Origin of the sequence: Micromonospora sp. NPDC050397, assembly GCF_044901685.1 — a bacterium.
Classification (GTDB): domain Bacteria; phylum Actinomycetota; class Actinomycetes; order Mycobacteriales; family Micromonosporaceae; genus Micromonospora_G.
Window position 1 is genome coordinate 20,403 of record NZ_JBJDPS010000011.1, and the last position, 19,897, is coordinate 40,299.

Genomic DNA, 19,897 nt, shown 5'->3' on the forward strand with positions numbered 1-19,897 from the left:
TTGGTGCATTCCGTCGGCCGACTCCGTCACCCCCCTCGAGCATGCCTCGGGATCGGGTGTTCTAGCCGGGCGCGCGGGGCGTCGAACCGCCCTCGCCAGGCCGATCGGGGCGGCTCCGGCCGGTCTCGCCGCCCCTTCGTCGCCGCCTGCGGCCAGGGAATCTGCCCTATCGTCCGATGCTCTGAAAGCCGATCGGCCGAGCCGTGTTAGCCCGAACGGTCCAGAAGATGATCAGCCGCCGGAACCGGTGACCACGATCCGGTCCAGGTCCGCCACCCGCTCCCGCCGGTCGCCGAGCTCGATGCTGTTCGCGCCGGCCCGCAGCGAGAGTGTGATCGACACCGCACCGACCGGCCCGTCGTTGGAGCCGGTGTCGGCGAACGACACCGTGCTCCGCCCGCCGTTCACGGTGAGGGTGCCGGACCGGTCCCGGTCGCTGACGTAGTACAGGGTCACCGTGTACCGGCCGGCGGCCGGCACCTCGATCCGGGAGAACCGGATCGTGTTGCCGGACCCGTCGCCGATTCCGGTCACCACCGTGCCGCCGGAGGCGCCCGCGACCGAGCGGGTCCTGGCCCGGCCCCGGCGTTCCGCCGCCGGCCCCTCGGCCTCCACGGACGTGCCGAACACCGACGGTGGAGCCGCGGGCGGGAGCGCGTTCGGCTGATTCGGTTGCTTCGACGGTGGCGGTGCGGCCGACGTACCGGGTGCGCCGGTGGTCGCGGCCGGACCACCGCCGGGGCTGGTCGTCGTGGTCGTGGAGCGGGAGCCGCCCCGGCTCGCTGCCGCGCTGCTGCCGGCGGTGGTCGACCCGTCGACCGCCGCCGTGGCCGCCGGGTCCGCCGCCGGGTCCGCCGAGCCACCAAATCGGGGCGGTGCCGGCTGGGCCTGCCGGTCGGGGTCGGCCGGGTCCGCGTTCCCGCCGGCCAGCAGTGGTACGCCGACAGCGGTCGCCACGGTCGCCACCGCCACGAGTGCGGTGACCCGCCACCGCCGGCTGTCGCGTCGCCGCGCCCGCCCGGCACGGGACCCGTCGGACTCGGTCCCCGCTCCCGTGGGTTCGGGATCCGTCCTCCTGATCACGGGAAGCAGGGCCGTCGCCGCCGCCTCCTCCGGTCGTGCGGGCCGCCCGCTGGGCGGAAGCCAGCCGCCGATCCGCAGCGGTACGGGCTCCTCGTCGCCTGACCCGGTCAAAGCTGTCCTCCAGTACGCGTTGCGCGACCGTTCACGACCGGAAGACGCTACCGCAGCCGGCTTCGCGGCAGACCGCCCGTACGGCCCAGGGCATCGGCCGAGCTGAATGACCGCGCTGACCACTGTGGACGGGCTTCGGACCGATTCCGGTGTGCGGGTCGACCGGGGTGGGTACAACTGAGAGACGACGAGAGGGGTACACGATGTCATCACTGGTGCGACGGGTCCGAGCCTTCCTCCAGTCACCCAGGGGGCGGCAGTTGGTCGACCGGGGCCGCCGTGAGCTGGCCAAGCCGGGCAACCAGCAGCGGTTGCGACGGCTGCTCGGCCGGTTCAACGGTCGCCGCTGATTTTCCCCGACTCCCACCGAGCCCCCGGAGTTTGCCGTGACCGACCCTGACCAGCCCGGCGGCCAGCCCGTCGGCACCGACCAGCCTGGCGCGCAGGAGCCGACCGCGGCACCGCCGGCCGGCCTCTGGGACCGGATGCGCGACGATCCGCAGTACGCGCCGGAGCACCTGGCCCTGGAGGCGGTCCGCCGGCTCGGCCCCGAGGCTCGGGCCTGGGCCGAGTCCACCCGGGCCAGCCAACCCGGGCTCGACCGGGACGCGCTGGCCCAACTCGCGACCAGGAAGTTCGTCGCCCGGGCCCGGCTCTCCGGAGCGGTCTCCGGTGCCGCCGGGCTGCCCGGCGCGGTGATCGACGTCGGGGTGTTGGCCTGGACCCAGGCCCGGATGGTGCTGCACATCGCCGCCGCGTACGGTCTCGACCCGCAACACCCGGACCGGGCCACCGACCTGCTGGTCCTGCAGAAGGTGCACAAGGTGGCCGAGACCGCGCGACTGGCGCTCGGTGTGGCGGCCGGCCGGGAACGGGCCGGATCGCTGTTCCGGGGGTCCCGGACCCCGCTGCGCCAGGCGGTGCTGCGGCTGAGCGTACGGCTGGCCAAGATGGCCGGGGTGCGGGCCGCGAAACGGGTCTTCGCCAAGGTGATCCCGGGTGCCGCGATCATCCTGGGGACCTGGGCGAACTCGTCCGCCACCAGCGACCTGGCCCGCCGCACCGTCGCCCTGTACGCCCCGCGGGCGATCGCCGCACCGCCGCAGCGCCAGCCCTAGTCACCGCCGCCGTCCGCCGGCCGACGGGTGAAGACCGACGGTCAACCGGTGAAACCGGAGGAGCCCCAGGTCACCTCGGCGAGTTTGGCCTGGCCGTCCACGTCCGGGTGGAAGTAGTCCAACCGGTTGAGCATGTCCAGGCTGAACCGCACCCGGTGCACCGCGCCGCCGTCGTGCCGGCAACGGGAGCCGTACGCCCGGCAGGCGGCGGTGAGTTCCTTGTTGTACGCGTCGATCCGGGCCCGGAAGGCCGAGCGGCGGCTCGCGTCGGCGGCGGCGGTCGACGTGGGGTTGGCCAGCAGGGCGGGGCAGACGCCCCGGTTCCAGGCCCGGACCACCTGCGACTCGGAGTGCCCGATCTCCCAGAGCCGGTACAGGTCGGGGATGCTCACCACCAGCACCCGGGCCTTCGGGCGACCCTGCTTCAGCACGGTCAGCGCCCGGTCGACCTCGGCCCGGAAGTCGCTCACCTCGGTCATCTCCTCGATCCGACCCCGGCAGGCGTCGTTCGCCCCGATCAGCACGGTCACGTAGTCCGCCCCGGCCGCCACCGCCGCGCTGGCCTGGTCCGCCAGTTGGCGGACCCGCGCGCCGGCCGCCGCGTGGTTGTGCCCGTTGCCCCGGATGGCCGGGTTGGCCTCCAGCAGTCGGCGGTAGTGGCTCTCCACGCGCAGGCCGTCCCCGGACGACCAGGAGTTGCGCTGGCAGTTGGCGAGCACCAGACAGGTGCCGAAACCGCTGCTGATCGAGTCGCCGAGCGCCGCCATCGACGCGGGCAGGTCCGGCCGGGCCGTGGCGGACGGCCGTGGCGGTCCGGCGCTGGGCTGCCCGATCCCGCCACCGCCGCCACCGCTCTCGCAGGCGAGGGCGGCGAGGGCGAGCACGACGACAACCGCGGTGGTGGTCCAGCGACGAGGCACTGCTTCCCCCGTTTCTTTGGCGGAAAGCACGGGTGTGGTCACTCTACGCTGATGCCGGTACGGCCGGGAACATCCGTACCGTGCCATTCCCGGCCCACCGGGCTCGGGGATCAGGGGGTGCGGTAGGTGATCGAGCCGCCGACCACGGCCACGAACCCGGTCGGCCGGATGGTCACCACGACCCGGGCGGGCGCGTCCACGATCTCGGAGACGTGACCGTACCGATCCTGGAGGAAGCGGTAGAAGGAAGCCTCTTCGTCGTCGGGCTCGATGCTCTCCACCACGCCCCGGATCTCCAGCGAGCGGTACGCGTCCTCGGGGTCGGCGACGGAGAGACCGACCCGGGGCTCGTGGCGCAGGTTGCGGTACTTCTGCCGGCCGCTGGTGTGGGTCATCCGGATCCGCCGGCCGTCCCAGGCGAACCACATCACGCTGCTCTGTGCCGAGCCGTCCGGGCGGACCGTCGCGAGGTGCGTGAAGAGCGGGCGCTCGAGCAGGTCGGCGTGACTCTCGGGGACCGTGGGATCACTCGTCATGATCTCGTTCTACCCCGCCGTGGTGAGACGGACAAGCGGAACGGGCGGCGTCGGAGCGGGTCGGCAGGTTAGTCGCCGGAGCGACGGGGTAGTTCGACCAGATGGCCGGAAAATCGCAGCCCTCCGGGGCGAAGGGGACGGTCGGGCACCCGTACAGCGCGCTCAACCTCCGGCTGGTGCTGGCCTCGTTCGGGCTGGTGGTCTCGGCCGGGCTGGGGGTGCTGGTGGCGCTCACCGGGCACTGGGTGCCGGCGGTGATCCTCTTCGCGCTCGCCGCCGTGGCCGTCGTCGACCTGGTGATCATCATGCGCCGGCGGGCCCAGCGCCGCCGCGAGGAACCGCCGGGCACGAACCACTCGCTCTTCGAGTAACAAGGGGTACGAGATGTCGATCGCCACCATCAACCCGGCTACCGGACAGACGCTCAAGACCTACGACCCGATGTCGCCGGAACAGGTCGACGAGGCGATCGGCCGGGCCGACGAGGCGTTCCGTACGCTGCGCGCCACCACCTTCGCCGACCGCGCCCGGTGGTTGAACGCCGCCGCCGACCTGTTGCTGGGCGAGTGCGACGAACTGGCCCGACTGATGACCGTCGAAATGGGCAAGACCTTCGTCTCGGCCCGCGCCGAGGTGGCCAAGTGCGCCGCCGCCTGCCGTTTCTACGCCGCCAACGCCGAGCGCCTGCTCGCCGACGAGCCGGCCGACGCGGCGGCGGTCGGCGCCACCCGGGCGTTCACCCGCTACCAGCCGCTCGGGCCGGTGCTGGCGGTGATGCCGTGGAACTTCCCGCTCTGGCAGGTGATGCGCTTCGCCGCGCCGGCCCTGATGGCGGGCAACGTCGGACTGCTCAAACACGCGTCCAACGTGCCGCAGAGCGCGCTCTACCTGGGCGACCTGTTCGGTCGCGCCGGCTTCCCGGCCGGGGCGTTCCAGTCGCTCCTGGTCGGCGCCGAGGCGGTCGGGCAGGTGCTGGCCGATCCGCGGGTCCGGGCGGCCACGTTGACCGGCAGCGAACGGGCCGGTCGGGCGGTGGCCCGGACCGCCGGGCAGGAAATCAAGAAGACCGTGCTGGAGTTGGGCGGCAGCGACCCGTTCGTGGTGATGCCATCGGCCGACATCGAGCTGGCCGCCGAGGCCGCCACCACCGCCCGCTGCCAGAACAACGGGCAGTCCTGCATCGCCGCGAAACGGTTCATCGTGCACACCGACGTCTTCGACTCCTTCGCGCGGGCGTTCGCCTCCCGGATGGACGCGTTGACCGTCGGCGACCCGATGGATCCCGACACCGACGTCGGCCCGCTCGCCACCGAACAGGGTCGGCTCGACGTCGAGGAACAGGTGGACGACGCGGTACGCAAGGGGGCGCGGGTGCTCTGCGGTGGTCAGCGGCCGGACGGCGACGGCTGGTACTACCCGCCGACCGTGGTGACCGACCTGAACCCGACCATGCGGATGTGGACGGAGGAGGTGTTCGGCCCGGTCGCCGGCCTGTTCCGGGCGGAGTCGTACGAGCAGGCGATCGAGTTGGCCAACGGGACCAACTTCGGGTTGGGCTCCAACGCCTGGACCCGCGACCCGGCCGAGCAGGAGCGGTTCGCGACCGACCTGGACGCGGGCAGCGTCTTCATCAACGGAATGACAACCTCGTTTCCCGAGCTGCCGTTCGGCGGGGTGAAGAACTCGGGCTACGGCCGGGAACTCTCGGCGCACGGCATCCGGGAGTTCTGCAACACCAAGACGGTCTGGGTGGGCGAGGGAGTGGCCTCCGGTGGAGCCGGATCGCACAGCGAGTAGTCGTTCCCGTACGGGGTGTCGGGTTCGGTGTAACGGGTCGGACGTACGCCCGGTGTGATGATCAGTGCGCCCGCGGTGAACCCCTACGCTGTGCCGCATGGAGCCACTCTTCGAGGTCGTCCTGTTCCTGGCGATCGCGACCCTGGGCGCCGCCCTGGCCCGCCGATTCGGTCTGCTCGCACCGATCGTGCTGCTCGTGCTCGGGGTGGCGCTCTCCTTCGTGCCCGGCTTCCCGCTGGTACGCCTCGATCCCGAACTCGTGCTGGTCGGCATTCTGCCCCCACTGCTGTACGTCGCCGCGATCCAGACCTCCGTGCCGGCGTTCCGGTACAACCTGCGGCCGATCCTGCTGCTCGCCGTCGGCCTGGTGCTCTTCACCGCGGTTGTGGTCGGCTTCGCGGTGCACGCGGTGCTGCCGGACGTACCGCTGGCGATCTGCCTGGCCTTCGGCGCGGTGGTCGCGCCGCCGGACGCGGTCGCGGCCACGGCGGTGGCGCGCCGGATCGGCCTGCCGCACCGGGTGGTGACCATTCTCGAGGGCGAGAGTCTGATCAACGACGCCACCGCCCTGGTGCTGCTGCGGGTGGCCACCCTCGCGGCGGTCGGCAGTGGGTTGGACGCCTGGGGCGTCGCCGGGCAGGTGCTGGTCACGGCGGGTGGCGGGTTGGTGATCGGGGTGATCGGCGCGGTGGTCGTCGGTTATCTGCACAAGCGGATCAAAGACCCGCTGATCGACAACACACTTTCCCTGCTCACCCCGTTCGTCGTGGTCTTCGCCGCCGAGGAGGTGCACGCCTCCGGGGTGGTCGCGGTGGTGGTGGTCGGGCTGGCACTGGGGCACAAGCTGCCGGTGCTGCTCTCGGCCGGCTCCCGGCTGCAGACGATGGCGTTCTGGCGGCTGGTGACCTTCCTGTTGGAGGGGTTGGTCTTCCTGCTCGTCGGGCTCCAGTTGCGGGACCTGCTGAGCAGGCTGGACACCGAGATCGGCACGATGGTGCTGGTGACCGTGGTGGTGCTGGTCGCCGTCTTTGTCACCCGGTTCCTCTGGATCCTCCCGGCCAGCATGCTGGTCGGGCTGGTGCCCGGGGTGCGTCGGCGCGGCACGGCGTTGCCGGCCCGGGTCTCGACGATCCTGTCCTGGGCCGGGATGCGTGGTGTGGTCACCCTGGGTGCGGCGCTGGCGCTGCCGCTGCCCGGTGACGGCCTGGACTACCCTCGTGATCTCTTTGTCTGGCTGGCGTTCGCGGTGATCGTGGTGACCCTGGGGTTGCAGGGCGCGACGCTGCCGATGGTCGCCCGGGGGCTGCGGCTGCCCCCCGACGACCCGGCGAAGGACGCGTTGGCCGAGGCGGCGGTGCAGCAGCAGGCCGGTCGGGCCGCCCGGGAACGGCTGGAGGCGGCGGCCGAGGGTGCCCCGCCCTCGGTGGTCGAGCGACTCCGTCTGGTGGTCGACGAGCGCAGCAACAGCGCCTGGGAGCGGCTGGGGGGCGCCGAGCGGGAAACCCCGTCGCAGGCGTACGGTCGTCTCCGGCAGGAAATGATCGACGCGGAGCGCGAGGTGTTCCGGGTCGCCCGCGACGAGGGACGGATCACCGAGGAGGTGCTCGTCCGGGCGTACCGCGATCTTGATCTGGAAGAGTCGTTGTTGCGACGCGAGGGAGAGCGATGAGCTGCGCACACCTGGCCGAGGCCGGTCAGCCGGAGCCGCAGAGCACCGACGGTTGCCAGGACTGTCTGGAGGGCGGCCACAGCGACTGGGTGCACCTCCGGCTCTGCCTGACCTGCGGGCGGGTGAGCTGCTGCGACTCGTCGCCGCGCCGGCACGCCACGGCCCACTTCCACAGCACCGGCCACCCGGTGATCCAGTCGTTCCAGCCGGGCGAGTCCTGGCGCTGGTGCTACCCGGACGAGCAGGTCGGCTGACCCGCCACCACCGGTCCGGCCGGGGTCACGGCTCCGGCTGGTCGCCGAGCGGGCGCAGCCGCAGCATCTCGTCGTCGACGGTCACCAGGTGGAACAGGGAGTCGCCCCGCCCCGCCGGACCGGTCAGCCGTAACCGGTCGTCGGCGTCCGTACGCCACTGTCCCGGCGCTCGGCTCGTCGCGTCGGTCGGCCCCGGCAGGTAGTCGACAAAGGTGCCGTCCGGGCGGAACTCGATCCCGTCCCGTCCCCGGGCCGGTGGGACGGGACGGTCGGCGGGACGGTAGACGCGTACGTCGGCGTCGTCCTCCTCGCGCACGTGCACCCAACGTCGGAACAGCGCCTCGGGCGGTTGCCCGGGTGGTGGCTGCGTCATCCCGTCAGTCTGGCACCCACGGCCAGGCTGGACCGGGGTCCGGCCAGGGTGGTCGCCATCCGGGCGACCTGCCCGGCGGTGAACATGACCATCGCGGCGTCGTCGGTGTAGTCCATGAAGTTCATGAACATGTCCCCGTCCGGCCCGTTGTCGCAGGTCACCCTCGGCCAGGTGGGGCGGCCGTAGTTCGGACCGGCCTGGTTGGGCGTGTCGGCGACAAGGTCGTCACCGCCGCAGCCGTCCCCGTCGTCACCCCAGATGTGCCGCAGGTTGAGCCAGTGCCCGACCTCGTGGGTGCAGGTCCGGCCCCCGTCGAATGGGGCGACCGCGGTGCCGGTGGTGCCGAACGCGGAGTGCAGCAGCACCACCCCGTCGGTTGCCGCCGGCCCGCCCGGGAACTGGGCGTAGCCGAGCACCCCACCGGCGAGCTGGCAGACCCACATGTTCAGGTAACGCTGCGCCGGCCACGGGTCGGCGCCGCCGGTGGCCGCCGCCTTGACCGCGTCGTCCTCCGGCGTGAAGGCGGTGACCGTGGTACGGGTGCGGGTGATGCCCGTCGTCGGCGCGCCGGCCGGATCGGTCGAGGCCAGGAAGAACTCCACCCCGGCGTCCGCAGCCATCGGCCGCCACACCTCGGGTACGCCGGCCACGTCCTCGTTGTGACACCGGAAGTCGGCGTTGAGTACGGCGAGCTGGCTGCGTACCTGCTCGTCGCCGATGTTCTCGGTCTCCTCGCGCCAGACCACGTGCGCCACCACCGGGATCCGTACCACCTGGTCGAGCCGGGACCGGCCGCGCCGGCACTGGTGGAACGTGAAGTTCTCGATCTCGGCGGCGGCGGTGGCGTAACCCTCCCGGGTGTCCAGCAGCCGGCGGTGCACCGGCATGGTTGCGCACCTGGTGCGTAGCACCGGCTCGTCCCTCGACACCGTCATGCCCCGAGTGTGGACCCGAACCGGTCGTCCGTCTCGTTTTTGGTTTCGGCCGCCGGCCGGCCGGAGGTGTGTGAGTTCTCGACGTTCTACATGTTTTTCGATGTAGCCACATCGAAAAACATGTAGAACTTTGTCGAGTTACCACTTTCGGTCCGCGACACGCCCGACCGTGATCCGAGCCCGCCGCCGGCTGGGTTCGTCCGCTCAGGTGCAGGCCACCCCGTTGACCGTGAACAGGCCGGGCGACGGGTTGGCGCCGCCGGTGGCTGTGGTGGCGTTCAGGCCGAAGGTGGCACTGCCGCCCGGGGCGATCCGTCCGTTGTAGGTCTCGTTCCTGGCGGTGACCGTCGCGCCGGACTGGGTCGCCCGCGCCATCCACGCCTCGCGTAGCCGCTGGTCGCCGGTGAAGGCGAAGTGGGTCGTCCAGCCGTTGATCGGGGTGGTGCCGGTGTTGGTGATGGTGACCTGGGCGGTGAAGCCGCCACCGCCGTGCCAGGCGCCGTAGTTGACGTACGTGACCCGGCAGGTGGCGGCCGGTGGTGCGGCGGCGGCACCCTGGTCGGCGAGCCACGAGGCGATCCAGGCCAGTGCCGAGTTCCAGTTGATCGCCACCTCGTTGGTCGCGTACGAGGCGATGTCGTCCACGTAGCAGAACATCGGGGCGCAGCCGCGCAGCAGCCCCGCCGCGAACGGGTCCTCCAGGCTGGCGTTGGCGCCACCGGCGATCGAACCGGCCGGCGGGTTCGGCAGGGTCGGGTCGTACTGGTTGCCGAAGATCCGGCTGTGCTGGTTGCGGGACGCCTTCTCGCCCCAGCCGGTCACGTACGACTGGTTGAGCGCGTTGCGGCCGAAGATGTAGTCCATCCCCTGCACCGCGCCGTCGCGGTAGCGGATGTCCCGGGTCAGGTCGTACGCCGTGGCGAGCACCACCGCGTTGTTGATGATGTTGCTGTTGCCGCCCCAGAAGTAGCTGCCCGGCCCACCCGGCAGCGGCAGCCCGTACGCCTGGCCGGCGAGGGTGGTCAGATAGGCGTCGGCGGCGGTGACCACCGAGGCCCGGATCCGGTCCCGCTCCTGCGGGGCCAGCCCGTTCGGCACGGTGGCCAGGTCGAGCCGGCCCAGCGCGGCGGTGCTGCCCCAGCCGAACCCGTTCGGGTCGAACACGTTGCCGGTGTGGTGCGGCGAGCCGGTCAAATCGGCCAGGTAGTTCGCCGCGCCGGTGGTCAGGTACAGCTCGGCCGCGGCCCAGTAGAACTCGTCGCTGACGTCGGCGTCGCTGTAAGCGCCACCGCCGTTGCCGTCGGTCGGGCTGGCGTACACCGCCGGGTTGGCCTTGGCCGCCGCGTACGCGGTTCGGGCCGCGGTGCCGCAGCGGGTGGCGAAGGCCCGGTCGTACGGGGCGTAGAGCCGGGCACACTGGGCGGCGGTCGCGGCCAGGTTGAGGGTCGCGGCGGTCGACGGCGGGTGCAGTTCGCGTAGCTGCGGATCGGCCTCGGGGGCGAGCGGCAGCCCGGTCCAGTTCTGGTCGTGCAGCTTGTGGTGGGCCATGCCGGCCTTCGGTTTGCCGGCCGGCACCTGCATCCGGAGCAGGAACTCCAGCTCCCAGCGGGCCTCGTCGAGGATGTCCGGCACCCCGTTGTCGCGCTCGGGCACCCGCAGCGTGCCGTCGGCGAGGCCGGCACCGGCACCGCCGGTGGGCGCCGTCTTGGTCCGTTCGAACGTGTTCAGGAGCTGGTACGTGGCAATGCCGCCGTTCACCACGTACTTGCCGTGGTCACCGGCGTCGTACCAGCCGCCCCGGCCGTCCAGCCGGTAGTCGCAGACGCCGGGCTGGCACGGCACGTCGGTGTCCCCCCGGTTCGGGGCGACGCCGAGGTGGCCGGCGGGCCGGGCGTACTCCGCGCCGACCAGTTCGCCGTCGATCGCGATCCCGCTGCGCTGGACGTAGAAGAACTGGAGCGAGTCGGAGCGCAGCCGCTGGTAGAGGTTACTCGAGATGTCGAACGGGTGACTTGTCTCGCCGTCCGCGACCAGGGTGTAGCCGGTGCCGGCGGTCCGGTACCCGGAGAAGTCGACGCTCTGCGTCCGCTGGCCGGAGGCGGCGTCCAGGCCGCGCGGGGTGGCGAGCCCCTGGGCGACCACCGTGCCCGCGCCGGACTTGAGCTGCCAGGGCAGGGGTTCGGTCGCCTCGCTGACCACGGTGGCGTTCTTCGGGCCGCCGGGCAGGTAGCCGACCTGGTTCACCCGTACCCGGGGCCCGGTGTCCGGCACGTACGGCGGCTCCTCCTCGCCGCCGCGCAGCGAGACGTTGTCCAGGCAGAGGGTGTAGCCGGTCGCGTTGCCGCCGACCTGGAAGGCGACCTGGCCGAAGTCGGTGTCGGCGGTGGCGGTGAAGGTCCGCGTGATCCGCTGCGGCTCCGTGGTCAGTGGCACGTCCGCGGCGAAGAACGAGGTGTACGGCTCCGTGCCGAGCTGCACCGCCACCCGCACCGTGGCGCCGGGAGTGGCCGAGGCGTCGAAGGCGAGCGTGTACTCCGACCCGGCGACCAGTGGTACGTCGTTCTGCCCCACGCCGCCGTCCCACGGGTTGACCAGCCCGCCGGGGACGACCGAGCAGAGCCGCCCGTCCTGCACCCCGCTGCTGGTGGTCCCGTACGTGTACCAGCCGTCGCTGCCGTTGGCGAAGTCGCCGTTGGTGAGCTGCTCCGGCCCGGCCGGATCGTCCGGCGGGTCGCCGCTGTCGTCGCTGGTCAGCGATACGTCGTCGAGGCAGAACGTGAACGGCTCGGCGCTGCCGCCGAGTTGGAGGGTGAGGGTCCCGTTGGTCGAGTCGAGGGTGCCGGTGAAGTCGTACCCGAAGCTCTGGCCGCCCGGGGTGAGCGCCAGGTCCCGGGCCAGCACCGTGGTGTACGGCGCCTCGTTGAGCTGGACGTTGGCCTTCACCGTGACCGGCGCGCTGGCACTGGCGCGCAGCGCGAGCGCGTAGGCGGCGCCGTCGGCCAGCGGGATCTCGTTGTGTCCGAGGCTGGCGTCCCACGGATTGGCCAGTCCACCCGGGACCTGGGCGCAGAGCTGGCCGTCGACCACCGAGAGGGTGATGTTCTCCGTCGCCCACCAGGGCGCGGTGCCGCTGTCGAAGGTGCCGTTGACGATGTGTTCGGTGGGTGCGGCCACGGCCGGAGCGGCGGGGGTCAGGACGGGGACGGTGAGGGCGACGGCGCTCGCGGCGAGGAGCGCGACGGCCCGCCGGTGGCGTCGGGGTCGGGTCACGGGGCTTCCTTCCGGTGGGGTGCGTGCCCGCGGTGACGCCGACTCGGCCGGTCCCGCGGCGAGAGTGTCGAGGGCGCTCCGGTTGGCGGCGGCACCGGGCCGCCGGACCTGGGAGCGCTCCCAGTACAGCAGCGATGTTGCCAGTCCGTTTCCGGCCTGTCAATCGGCGATCCTGGATGGATCGGTATCGTGCCGGGCGTGGCGTGCCCCGGTCACCATCGACGACAGGATCGGTTAGCCGACAGGTGGCGCGCGGCGCGACGGCTGTCCGGACCATCGCCGATGAGCCAAGATGGATAGTTCCGGCCGCGCAGATCGGGGGGACAGGGTGACCGAGCAGGAAACCGGTCAGCGCCGTGCGTCGGTGGCCCGAGGCGTACGGCTGGTGGCGGTGCTGCTGAGCATCGTGGTGGCGGTGGCCGCCATCATCACCACGGTGGTGCTGACCGGCCCGCCGTCGCAGCGGGACCTGCTGCGCGACGCCGGGATCATCGGCAAGCAGGAACTGCTCGTCGGGGTGAAGGACGACCAGCCCGGCATCGCCCAACTCGATCCGAAGACCGGTGTCTTCTCCGGGTTCGACATCGACGTCGCCTGGATGATCGCGGCGGACCTCGGGTTCCGGCAGGACGCCGTACGGTTCCTCGCCATCGAGAGCGAGGACCGGGCCAAGATGCAGGCGCGTACGGACGACGGCAGGTTCGTCACCGTCGACCTGGTGATCGCCTCCTACAGCATCACCGAGGAGCGGGAACGCCTCACCGGGGTCAGCTTCTCCGCGCCGTACCTGACCACCGAGCAGTCGGTGATCACCCGATGGGACCACGAGGGTCCGGTGGACACCCTCGACGACCTGCGCGACAAGCCGGTGTGCAGTCTCTCCACCGCCACCAGCGAGTCGGCCGCCTCCCGGGCGGGGGTGCGACTGGTCAGCAAGAAGCGGATCAGCGAGTGTGTCGACGTGCTGCTCGCGGGTCAGGTGGAGGCGGTCACCACCGACGCCGCGATCCTGGCCGGGTTTGTCGCGAAGTATCCGCAGCAACTGCGGCACCACGACATCGGCCTGGACCCGACGGAGAAGTACGGCGTCAACACCGGCGAGAACGAGGCCCTCCGGGATCTGGTCAACCTCTCGCTCCACGACTCGCTGACCGACCCGGCCGACCGCCGGTGGGAGGACGCGTTCGAGAGGCACCTGCGTCCGGAACAGCCGGTCAACCTGCCCCAACAGGTCGCGGTCGCCCAGCAGCCGAACGTGGAAGAGGTGGAGGTGCGGCGGTGGCCCTGGGAGACGGCGGCGATCCGGCCGTGGACGGTGTCGGCGACCGATCGCTGAGCGCCCGCCAGGCCCAGCACTGGCTGCTCACCGTGGTACCGGCGTTCCCACTGCTCCTGCTGGTGCTGCGGCTCTGGCACCTGAGCCGGCAGGACCTCTCCACCATGCTGCTCCTGGTCCAGTACGTCAGCCCGCTCGGCCTGCTGAGTGCCCTGCTGATCACACTGGTCTGGGTGCTGCCGCTGGTGGTGCTGGTGGTGGCGACGCTCGGCACGCTGCTCTGGGTCAGCGCGCCGGAGCGGTTCGACCCGGAGCGCTCGCTGCTGGCCCGGACGACCGTACGGATCCCCGGCTGGGTGCTCGTGATGGCGGTGCTGCTGGCCCTGCTCACCTGGCAGTTCCGGTTCCTGCCCAGTCTGCTGATGCTGGGGCTGGCCGTCCTCGGGCTGCGCACCCGGCGCCGGCACCCCGACGACCGGTTGCGTACGCGCCTGGTCTGCGTCGTCCTGCCGCTCTTCGCGGCACTGCTCGCGGAGATCTGGCTGGCCCCGGCGCTGCTCGCCGCGGCGCGGGCCGGCGAGACGGTGACGTTGGCGCTGTTGGCGCTGCCGCCGCTGCTGGCCGTCTTCCTGACCGGCCCGATCCCACGTCGGGTCGCCCCACCGCTGACCCGCTGGGTGCTGGTCGCGGCGGCGATCACCGCGCCGTTCCTGCTCGGGGCGATCTTCCTGCGGGCACCGATCCTGCCGGTCGTCGCGGTCGAGATCCTCCCGCCGACCGATCCGGCCACGCCGACCACGCCGGCCGATCCGGCCACGCCGGGCGGCGTCGGGGAGGTGCCCGGGACGACGGTGCTGATCGGTCGGATCATCAGCGTGGACGACCGGAACACCACGCTGCTCGACGAGCGGGGTGTGGTCCGGTTCGTCCGCAACGACCGGGCCTGGTCGCAGACGCTCTGTCCGGAGCTCGAGCGGGCGCCGTACAGCGTGGTGCGGGTGCGCGGCTGGCACGTGGAGGAGACGGCGTTGGAGTGGGCGATCCCGCGCCGGCAGCCGGTGGAGGCGGATCCTCGCTGTGCCGGTCGGACGATCAGAGGCGGTGTCGCCGACACGTACGAGTGATGCATCGATTACGCAAAGTTAATTCACGGCTTTTGTGAGCTGGCTCGGGTGATCTACTAGAGACATTGTGGCCCCCTTCCTGGCAGGCTGCGTGCCATGACCCTCAAGCTGCGTGCCGCGGCGCTGACCGATCGTGGACTGATCCGGAGCGGGAACCAGGATTCCGTGCACACCGGCGCCTGGCTCGTCGCCGTCGCGGACGGCATGGGCGGCATGGCCGCCGGTGACCTGGCCAGCCGTATCGCGATCGAGACGATCGCCCCGGTGGACCGGCCGACCGGGGACGGGGAACTGTTGGCGGCGCTGAGTGAGGCGATCGGCGAGGCCAGCGTACGGATCCGCGCCGCGGTCGAGGTCGAACCGACCCGGCAGGGCATGGGCACCACCCTCACCGCCCTGCTCTTCTCCGCCACCGGCACCAGCCTCGGCCTGGCCCACATCGGGGACTCGCGGGCCTACCTGCTGCGGGCGGGAACGCTCACCCAGGTCACCCGGGACGACACGTTCGTGCAACTGCTGGTCGACGAGGGCATGATCACCGCGGAGCAGGCACGCAGTCACCCGCGCCGGGCCGTGGTCACCCAGGCGTTGCAGGGCGAGCCGGCGAACCCCGCGTACTCGACGTCGCGGCCGGAGGCGGGTGACCGGTGGCTGCTCTGCTCGGACGGGCTGTCCAACGTGGTCCGCGCCGACTCGCTGGCCGAGGCCCTGACGACGTACCCGGATCGGGACGGCTGCGCGAAGCGACTGGTCGACCTGGCACTGCGGGCCGGCGGCCCGGACAACATCACCGTGGTGATCGCCGACGTCGTCGACGAGCCGGAGGAGTGACGAACCAATCGAGTGACAGGACCGGACGAGTGACAGGACCGGACGAGTGACGGCGGCTCAGGTGCCCCGTGGTTTGACCCGTCCGCTCGGCTTGGCCCGACGCGGGTCGTCCGGCCACGGGTGACGGGGATAGCGGCCACGCAGCTCGCTGCGTACCCGGGGATAGCCGGTCTCCCAGAACGAGGCCAGATCGCTGGTGACCGCGACCGGTCGCCCGGCGGGGGAGAGCAGGCTCAGCCGCACCGGCACCCGCCCGTCGGCCAGCCGGGGTACGTCCGGCCAGCCGAAGGTCTCCTGCAACTTCACCGCCAGCACCGGCGCTCCCGGGTCGGTGTAGTCGACCCGGATCCGCGACCCGCTCGGCACGGTGATCCGCTCCGGCGCCAGCTCGTCCAGCCGGGCCGCCTCCGCCCACGGCACCAGCCGACGCAGCGCCGAGGCCAGGTTGACCCGGCGCAGGTCGGCCCGTCGGCGCGCCCCGGCCAACTCCGGCGCGAGCCACTGCGGCACGGCGGCCACCAGCGCCTCGTTCTCCACCACCGGCCACGGGTCGCCGAACGCGTGCCGGCAGAAAGCCAGCCGCAGCCGGGTCGACTCGGCCTCGTCGGTCCAGTCGAGCAGGCCGAGTCCGACCTTCCGGAGTCCTTCCAGCAGCGCCGCCGTGACCAGTTCCTGATCCGGTTCGAGCAGCGGGCGTTCGGCCAGGACCAGTGCTCCCAACCGCTCCACGTCCCGGGCCAGCACGTCGTTGCCGGACCAGGCCACCTCCTGGTCGTGCCGGAGCAGTGGCTCGCCCGCCTCCCGGGCGGTCGCCTCGTCGATCACCGCGGCGAGGCGGATCTGGGCGCCCCGCCGACCCGGCGCGCGGTCCGCGACCGCGACCGCCAGCCAGGTCGAGCCGGTCACGGTCGAGCCGGCGGCCAGGTCCGCGGCGGTCCCGCCGGCCATCAGGTACGTTGTGCCGCCCCGTTGCCGTACCCGGGCCAGCCGTTCCGGGTAGGCGAGTCCGACCAGCAGCCCGGCGGCGAGGTCGTCGGTGAGTCGTCGGCTCCCGGTGTCGCCGTCCCGCCCGGACCGGGCGTCGCCGGTCTCCGGGGAATCGGCGGCGGAGCGCAGCCGCTTCACCTCGGCCCGCCAGCGGGCGGTCGTGCCGGGGTCGGCGCCGCCGCGCAGCCGCCGCCAAACCGCCGCCAGGTCGTCGTCGCGCCCCACCACGGAGTCCTCGGAGAGCAGCGCCACCACCTCGGCGGCCCGTTGGGCGCCGAGCGTGTCCGCCCCGTCCAGCAGCGCGCGGGCCAGGCGGGGGTGGGCACCGACCGCCGCGATGGAACGTCCCCGGGTGGTGACCCGGCCGTCCGCGTCGACCGCGCCCAACGCGGTGAGCGTGCTCCGGGCGACCTGCATGGCGGCCTCCGGCGGTGGGTCGGGCAGGGTCAGGCCGGTGCCGTCCGGCCGACCCCAACAGGCGAGCTGGAGCGCGAACGAGGTCAGGTCGGCGGTTGCTATCTCCGGCTCCGGCTGCGCCGGCAACCGCTCGTGGACCGCCTCCGGCCAGCACCGGTAGACCCGGCCGGGTGCCTCCCGCCCGGCCCGTCCGGCCCGCTGGGTGGCCGCCGCGCGGGAGACCGGCACCGTGACCAGTGCACCCAGGCCGCGGGCCAGGTCGGTACGGGCCACCCGGCTCAGCCCGGCGTCCACCACCACCCGTACCCCGGGCACGGTGAGGCTGGTCTCGGCCACGGTGGTGGCGAGCACCACCCGTCGCCGGGTGCCCGGACGCAGCGCGGCGTCCTGCTCCGCGCCGGACTGGCGGCCGTGCAGCGGCACCAGGTCGACCTCGCCCCGCGACCCGGAGAGGCGGCTGGTGACACCGCCGATCTCGCCGGCACCGGGCAGGAAGACCAGTACGTCGCCGTCCACCTCGCGCAACGCCCGGCGAACCGTCGACGCCACGTGGTCCAGCAGGCGCGGATCGACCCGTAGCCCGTGCGGCGGGTCGACCGGCCGGGCCGGCACCGCCCACACCACGTCGACCGGGTGCAGGGCCGACGACGCCTCGACCACCGGTGCCGGACGGCCGGCGGTGGTGCCCAGTACGGCGGCCAGCCGCTCCGCCTCGGCCGTCGCCGACATCGCCAGCAGCCAGAGGTCGGGGCGGAGCGCGGCGCGTACCTCGACCGCGAAGGCGAGTGCCAGGTCGGAGTCGAGGTGGCGCTCGTGTGCCTCGTCGAGCAGCACCGCACCCACCCCGGCCAGCTCCGGGTCGTGCTGGAGGCGCTGCACCAGCAGGCCGGTGGTGACCACCTCGATCCGGGTCCGCGCGCCGACCCGCCGCTCTCCGCGTACGGCATAGCCGACGGTGCCCCCGACGGCCTCGCCCAGCATCGCGGCCATCCGCCGCGCGGCGGCGCGGGCGGCGATCCGGCGCGGTTGGGCGACCACGATCCGGCCGTCGACCTCGTCGGTCAGCGCCAGCGGCACCAGCGTGGTCTTGCCGGTGCCGGGCGGTGCCACCAGCACCGCCGTGCGGTTGTCGCGCAGCGCGGTGAGCAGCTCCGGCAGCACGTGGCGCACGGGCAGGTCGTCGGTGACGGACTCGGGTAGCACCGGGCCAGTGTCGCACCGGCGCCGGTGCCGCCCGAAGACGGTTCAGTTGGTTCAGTCGGCTCGGGTGAGGGAGCCGGTCCCGGCGCCCGCGACGAAGGCGGTCCAGCCGGCGGGACAGAAGAGCAGCACCGGTCCGGGCCGGTCTTTGGTGTCCCGGACCGCCACCGCGCCGTCGAGGATGGCCACTTCGACGCAGTTGCCGTTGCCGCTGCTGCGGCGGCTGGTACGCCAGTCGGCCCTAGCCAGGTCGAGTCCCGTCATTGGCACCCCTCGTCTCCCCCGATGACCCACCGGATTGATCACATATAGTTACGAGAAGCCTCCCGGATACGGGTCCGCGACTCCTCCGGAGTCAGCGCCATCCGGCACAGCTTCTCGTGCAGCAGGGTATACCCGAGCACATGATCGGCTTCCTCCAGAGCCAGCCCCATCGTGAGGTTTTCCAGGTAAACCACGGACCCGTCGGCGGCCTCGGCGAAGCCGAGGATGACGTACGGCGTGGTCATCGCGGGGTGCCCGCCGGCGGTGAACGGAAGTACCTGGAGAGTGACGTTCGGTAACTCACTCACGGTAATCATGTGGTCCAGTTGGCGGCTCATCACCGTCGGCCCGCCGACCCCCCGGAGCAGCACCGCCTCGTTCAGGACCACCGACAGCTCGACCGACGGATCGCGGTGCAGCAGCGCCTGGCGTTGCAGCCGGGCGGCCACCTTGCGGTCCACCCCGTTGTCCCCGGCGGTCAGCAGGTAGATCGCCCGCGCGTACTCCTCCGTCTGGAGCAGACCCGGCACCGCTTCGGCCTCGTACGTCCGCAACGAGGCGGCCTCGGCCTCCAGCCCGACATAGAACTCGAACCAGTCGGGCAGTACGTCGCTGTAGCTCTGCCACCAGCCGCGCTGCTGCGCACCCCGGGCGATCTCGATCAGTGCCTCGGCCTCCTCGCCGGTCACCTGGTAGAGCGCGAGGGCGGCCCGGACGTCCCGGGGTTTGATCCCGATCTGCGCGTTCTCGATCCGGGACAGGTTGCTCTTGGACATGTCCAGTCGGCGGGCGGCCTGGTCGAGGGTCATCCCTCCGGCCTCACGGAGCTGGCGGAGCTCGCGGGCGATACGGCGTCGACGCACGGTCGGGCTGGCGGTCACGGGGCCGAGTCTCGCACGTCGGCGCCGGTCGTCCGGGTGGCCCGTCGTGAAACCGATCGAATCCGGGAGTTGCATTGCATCCGCCGCCCGGTGCATTCTTTCTCCGGCGTCGATCAAAGACCCGTCCCTCCGATGTGGACCGTCCACAGGCGATCGATCAAAAAAGGGGAGAGTCGTGCTGCTCGCTGACGAGTTCTTCCTGATCGCGCACGACGACGCCAAGGGAAGGTCCCGGTTGCACCCGTCCGCGACCGGGTTGGGGCTGGCCGCCGGGCTGCTCGGCGAGCTGCTGCTGGCCCGCCAGATCGTGATCGACGCGGGCGTGGTCACCGTGGTGGACCGGCGACCGCCGCACGACGCGCTGGCCCACACCGTGCTCGACCAGCTCGTGGGGGAGCCGGAGCACCGGTCGGTGCGCACCTGGTTGCTCTTCCTGGGCAACAGCGCGGCCGAGTCGGTCGGCGAACGGCTCGCCCGCGCCGGCACCGTACGGCGGGAGGAGGCCAGGAGGCTGTTGCGTACCACCGTCGTCTACCGACCCGCCGACATGAACGCCGCCGCCTGGCCGGCCACCCGGCTGCGGGCGGCACTCGGGCGGGCCGAGCCGCCACCCCTGGCGGACGTGCTGCTGCTCGCACTGCTGGCCGCGACGAACCTGCTGCGCGAGGCCCTCTGGGGCATCGAACCCGGGGTTCGGCAGCGGCTCGACCAGCTCGTCGACGGGCTACCACCACCAATGCGCGAACTGGCCCGGCACACCGAGGCGGCTGTGGGGGCCGCCGTCCTCTCCGGTCGCCCCTGACCGGCGTACCCGATCGCCCCGGGCGAACCCGGTCCGGCCACCTTGTTCC

19 protein-coding genes are annotated in these 19,897 nt (G+C 72.3%); 10 read left to right on the forward strand and 9 right to left on the reverse strand.

Going from position 1 to position 19,897, the window contains the following annotated elements:
• Positions 1-231: 231 nt before the first annotated feature.
• Positions 232-1,194, reverse strand: coding sequence for a hypothetical protein (locus ACI2K4_RS27335; RefSeq protein WP_404515425.1), 963 nt, complete (start codon positions 1,192-1,194; stop codon positions 232-234).
• Between the two features lie 203 nt (positions 1,195-1,397).
• Here ACI2K4_RS27335 and ACI2K4_RS27340 point away from each other — a divergent pair, with 203 nt between their 5' ends.
• Both ACI2K4_RS27340 and ACI2K4_RS27345 read left to right on the forward strand, forming a co-directional pair.
• On the forward strand, positions 1,398-1,544 hold the full coding sequence (locus ACI2K4_RS27340; protein ID WP_404515426.1) for a hypothetical protein: 147 nt from the start codon (positions 1,398-1,400) through the stop codon (positions 1,542-1,544).
• 36 nt (positions 1,545-1,580) lie between these two features.
• Positions 1,581-2,312 carry an EcsC family protein gene (locus tag ACI2K4_RS27345; RefSeq protein ID WP_404515427.1) on the forward strand — a complete coding sequence of 244 codons (732 nt, stop codon included), beginning with the start codon at positions 1,581-1,583 and terminating at the stop codon, positions 2,310-2,312.
• A gap of 41 nt (positions 2,313-2,353) precedes the next feature.
• Here ACI2K4_RS27345 and ACI2K4_RS27350 read toward each other — a convergent pair whose 3' ends face one another.
• Positions 2,354-3,232 (reverse strand): GDSL-type esterase/lipase family protein, encoded by an 879-nt coding sequence (locus tag ACI2K4_RS27350; protein ID WP_404515429.1) that lies wholly within the window; start codon positions 3,230-3,232, stop codon positions 2,354-2,356.
• A 110-nt stretch (positions 3,233-3,342) separates the two neighbouring features.
• Positions 3,343-3,768: a PPOX class F420-dependent oxidoreductase gene (locus ACI2K4_RS27355; RefSeq protein WP_404515430.1), complete on the reverse strand. Its 426-nt coding sequence runs from the start codon at positions 3,766-3,768 to the stop codon at positions 3,343-3,345.
• A gap of 101 nt (positions 3,769-3,869) precedes the next feature.
• On the opposite strand from ACI2K4_RS27355, the gene ACI2K4_RS27360 reads away from it, so the two are divergent.
• The 4 genes from ACI2K4_RS27360 to ACI2K4_RS27375 all read left to right on the forward strand — a co-directional run bounded on the left by ACI2K4_RS27360 (position 3,870) and on the right by ACI2K4_RS27375 (position 7,488).
• Entirely contained in the window at positions 3,870-4,139 is a 270-nt protein-coding gene (locus ACI2K4_RS27360) for a DUF6343 family protein (protein WP_404515431.1), read from the forward strand.
• A 13-nt stretch (positions 4,140-4,152) separates the two neighbouring features.
• Positions 4,153-5,565 carry an NADP-dependent succinic semialdehyde dehydrogenase gene (locus ACI2K4_RS27365; RefSeq protein ID WP_404515433.1) on the forward strand — a complete coding sequence of 471 codons (1,413 nt, stop codon included), beginning with the start codon at positions 4,153-4,155 and terminating at the stop codon, positions 5,563-5,565.
• A 97-nt stretch (positions 5,566-5,662) separates the two neighbouring features.
• Entirely contained in the window at positions 5,663-7,234 is a 1,572-nt protein-coding gene (locus tag ACI2K4_RS27370; protein ID WP_404515434.1) for a Na+/H+ antiporter, read from the forward strand.
• A complete protein-coding gene (locus ACI2K4_RS27375) occupies positions 7,231-7,488 on the forward strand; it encodes a UBP-type zinc finger domain-containing protein (RefSeq protein ID WP_404515435.1) in 258 nt (85 codons plus the stop codon). The genes ACI2K4_RS27370 and ACI2K4_RS27375 overlap by 4 nt, the downstream gene beginning before the upstream one ends.
• A 25-nt stretch (positions 7,489-7,513) precedes the next feature.
• On the opposite strand, the gene ACI2K4_RS27380 is transcribed toward ACI2K4_RS27375, so the two are convergent.
• From ACI2K4_RS27380 to ACI2K4_RS27390, 3 genes are all read right to left on the reverse strand, one after another.
• Complete coding sequence (locus tag ACI2K4_RS27380; protein ID WP_404515436.1) at positions 7,514-7,861, reverse strand: hypothetical protein; 348 nt, start codon at positions 7,859-7,861, stop codon at positions 7,514-7,516.
• Entirely contained in the window at positions 7,858-8,796 is a 939-nt protein-coding gene (locus ACI2K4_RS27385; protein ID WP_404515437.1) for a zinc metalloprotease, read from the reverse strand. The genes ACI2K4_RS27380 and ACI2K4_RS27385 overlap by 4 nt, the downstream gene beginning before the upstream one ends.
• 204 nt (positions 8,797-9,000) lie before the next feature.
• Complete coding sequence (locus ACI2K4_RS27390; protein WP_404515438.1) at positions 9,001-12,066, reverse strand: glycoside hydrolase family 9 protein; 3,066 nt, start codon at positions 12,064-12,066, stop codon at positions 9,001-9,003.
• Positions 12,067-12,394: 328 nt separating this feature from the next.
• Here ACI2K4_RS27390 and ACI2K4_RS27395 point away from each other — a divergent pair, with 328 nt between their 5' ends.
• The 3 genes from ACI2K4_RS27395 to ACI2K4_RS27405 all read left to right on the forward strand — a co-directional run bounded on the left by ACI2K4_RS27395 (position 12,395) and on the right by ACI2K4_RS27405 (position 15,297).
• Positions 12,395-13,402 (forward strand): transporter substrate-binding domain-containing protein, encoded by a 1,008-nt coding sequence (locus ACI2K4_RS27395; protein WP_404515439.1) that lies wholly within the window; start codon positions 12,395-12,397, stop codon positions 13,400-13,402.
• On the forward strand, positions 13,345-14,466 hold the full coding sequence (locus ACI2K4_RS27400) for a hypothetical protein (protein ID WP_404515440.1): 1,122 nt from the start codon (positions 13,345-13,347) through the stop codon (positions 14,464-14,466). Before ACI2K4_RS27395 ends, ACI2K4_RS27400 begins: the two co-directional genes overlap by 58 nt.
• Positions 14,467-14,562: 96 nt before the next feature.
• Complete coding sequence (locus ACI2K4_RS27405) at positions 14,563-15,297, forward strand: PP2C family protein-serine/threonine phosphatase (RefSeq protein ID WP_404515441.1); 735 nt, start codon at positions 14,563-14,565, stop codon at positions 15,295-15,297.
• A gap of 57 nt (positions 15,298-15,354) precedes the next feature.
• On the opposite strand, the gene hrpB is transcribed toward ACI2K4_RS27405, so the two are convergent.
• Genes hrpB through ACI2K4_RS27420 form a run of 3 tightly spaced genes read right to left on the reverse strand, consistent with a single transcriptional unit; the run spans position 15,355 to position 19,046 of the window.
• Positions 15,355-17,904: an ATP-dependent helicase HrpB gene (gene hrpB, locus ACI2K4_RS27410; RefSeq protein WP_404515442.1), complete on the reverse strand. Its 2,550-nt coding sequence runs from the start codon at positions 17,902-17,904 to the stop codon at positions 15,355-15,357.
• 51 nt (positions 17,905-17,955) lie between these two features.
• The gene (locus ACI2K4_RS27415; protein WP_404515443.1) at positions 17,956-18,165 is read right to left on the reverse strand and encodes a DUF397 domain-containing protein; all 210 of its coding nucleotides are present in this window, start codon (positions 18,163-18,165) and stop codon (positions 17,956-17,958) included.
• Between the two features lie 38 nt (positions 18,166-18,203).
• Positions 18,204-19,046, reverse strand: a complete 843-nt coding sequence (locus tag ACI2K4_RS27420; RefSeq protein WP_404515445.1) for a helix-turn-helix domain-containing protein — start codon at positions 19,044-19,046, stop codon at positions 18,204-18,206.
• Between the two features lie 175 nt (positions 19,047-19,221).
• Between ACI2K4_RS27420 and ACI2K4_RS27425 the strand changes: the two genes are divergently transcribed.
• The gene (locus ACI2K4_RS27425; RefSeq protein WP_404515446.1) at positions 19,222-19,848 is read left to right on the forward strand and encodes a GPP34 family phosphoprotein; all 627 of its coding nucleotides are present in this window, start codon (positions 19,222-19,224) and stop codon (positions 19,846-19,848) included.
• Positions 19,849-19,897: the final 49 nt, after the last annotated feature.

Excerpts from the sequence above, each read along its gene's own strand:
- ACI2K4_RS27340 (WP_404515426.1), top strand. The coding sequence starts at position 1,398 with ATGTCATCACTGGTGCGACGGGTCCGAGCCTTCCTCCAGTCACCCAGG.
- ACI2K4_RS27355 (WP_404515430.1), bottom strand. The coding sequence starts at position 3,768 with ATGACGAGTGATCCCACGGTCCCCGAGAGTCACGCCGACCTGCTCGAG.
- ACI2K4_RS27360 (WP_404515431.1), top strand. The coding sequence starts at position 3,870 with ATGGCCGGAAAATCGCAGCCCTCCGGGGCGAAGGGGACGGTCGGGCAC.
- ACI2K4_RS27365 (WP_404515433.1), top strand. The coding sequence starts at position 4,153 with ATGTCGATCGCCACCATCAACCCGGCTACCGGACAGACGCTCAAGACC.
- ACI2K4_RS27370 (WP_404515434.1), top strand. The coding sequence starts at position 5,663 with ATGGAGCCACTCTTCGAGGTCGTCCTGTTCCTGGCGATCGCGACCCTG.
- ACI2K4_RS27375 (WP_404515435.1), top strand. The coding sequence starts at position 7,231 with ATGAGCTGCGCACACCTGGCCGAGGCCGGTCAGCCGGAGCCGCAGAGC.
- ACI2K4_RS27380 (WP_404515436.1), bottom strand. The coding sequence starts at position 7,861 with ATGACGCAGCCACCACCCGGGCAACCGCCCGAGGCGCTGTTCCGACGT.
- ACI2K4_RS27385 (WP_404515437.1), bottom strand. The coding sequence starts at position 8,796 with ATGACGGTGTCGAGGGACGAGCCGGTGCTACGCACCAGGTGCGCAACC.
- ACI2K4_RS27405 (WP_404515441.1), top strand. The coding sequence starts at position 14,563 with ATGACCCTCAAGCTGCGTGCCGCGGCGCTGACCGATCGTGGACTGATC.
- ACI2K4_RS27415 (WP_404515443.1), bottom strand. The coding sequence starts at position 18,165 with ATGACGGGACTCGACCTGGCTAGGGCCGACTGGCGTACCAGCCGCCGC.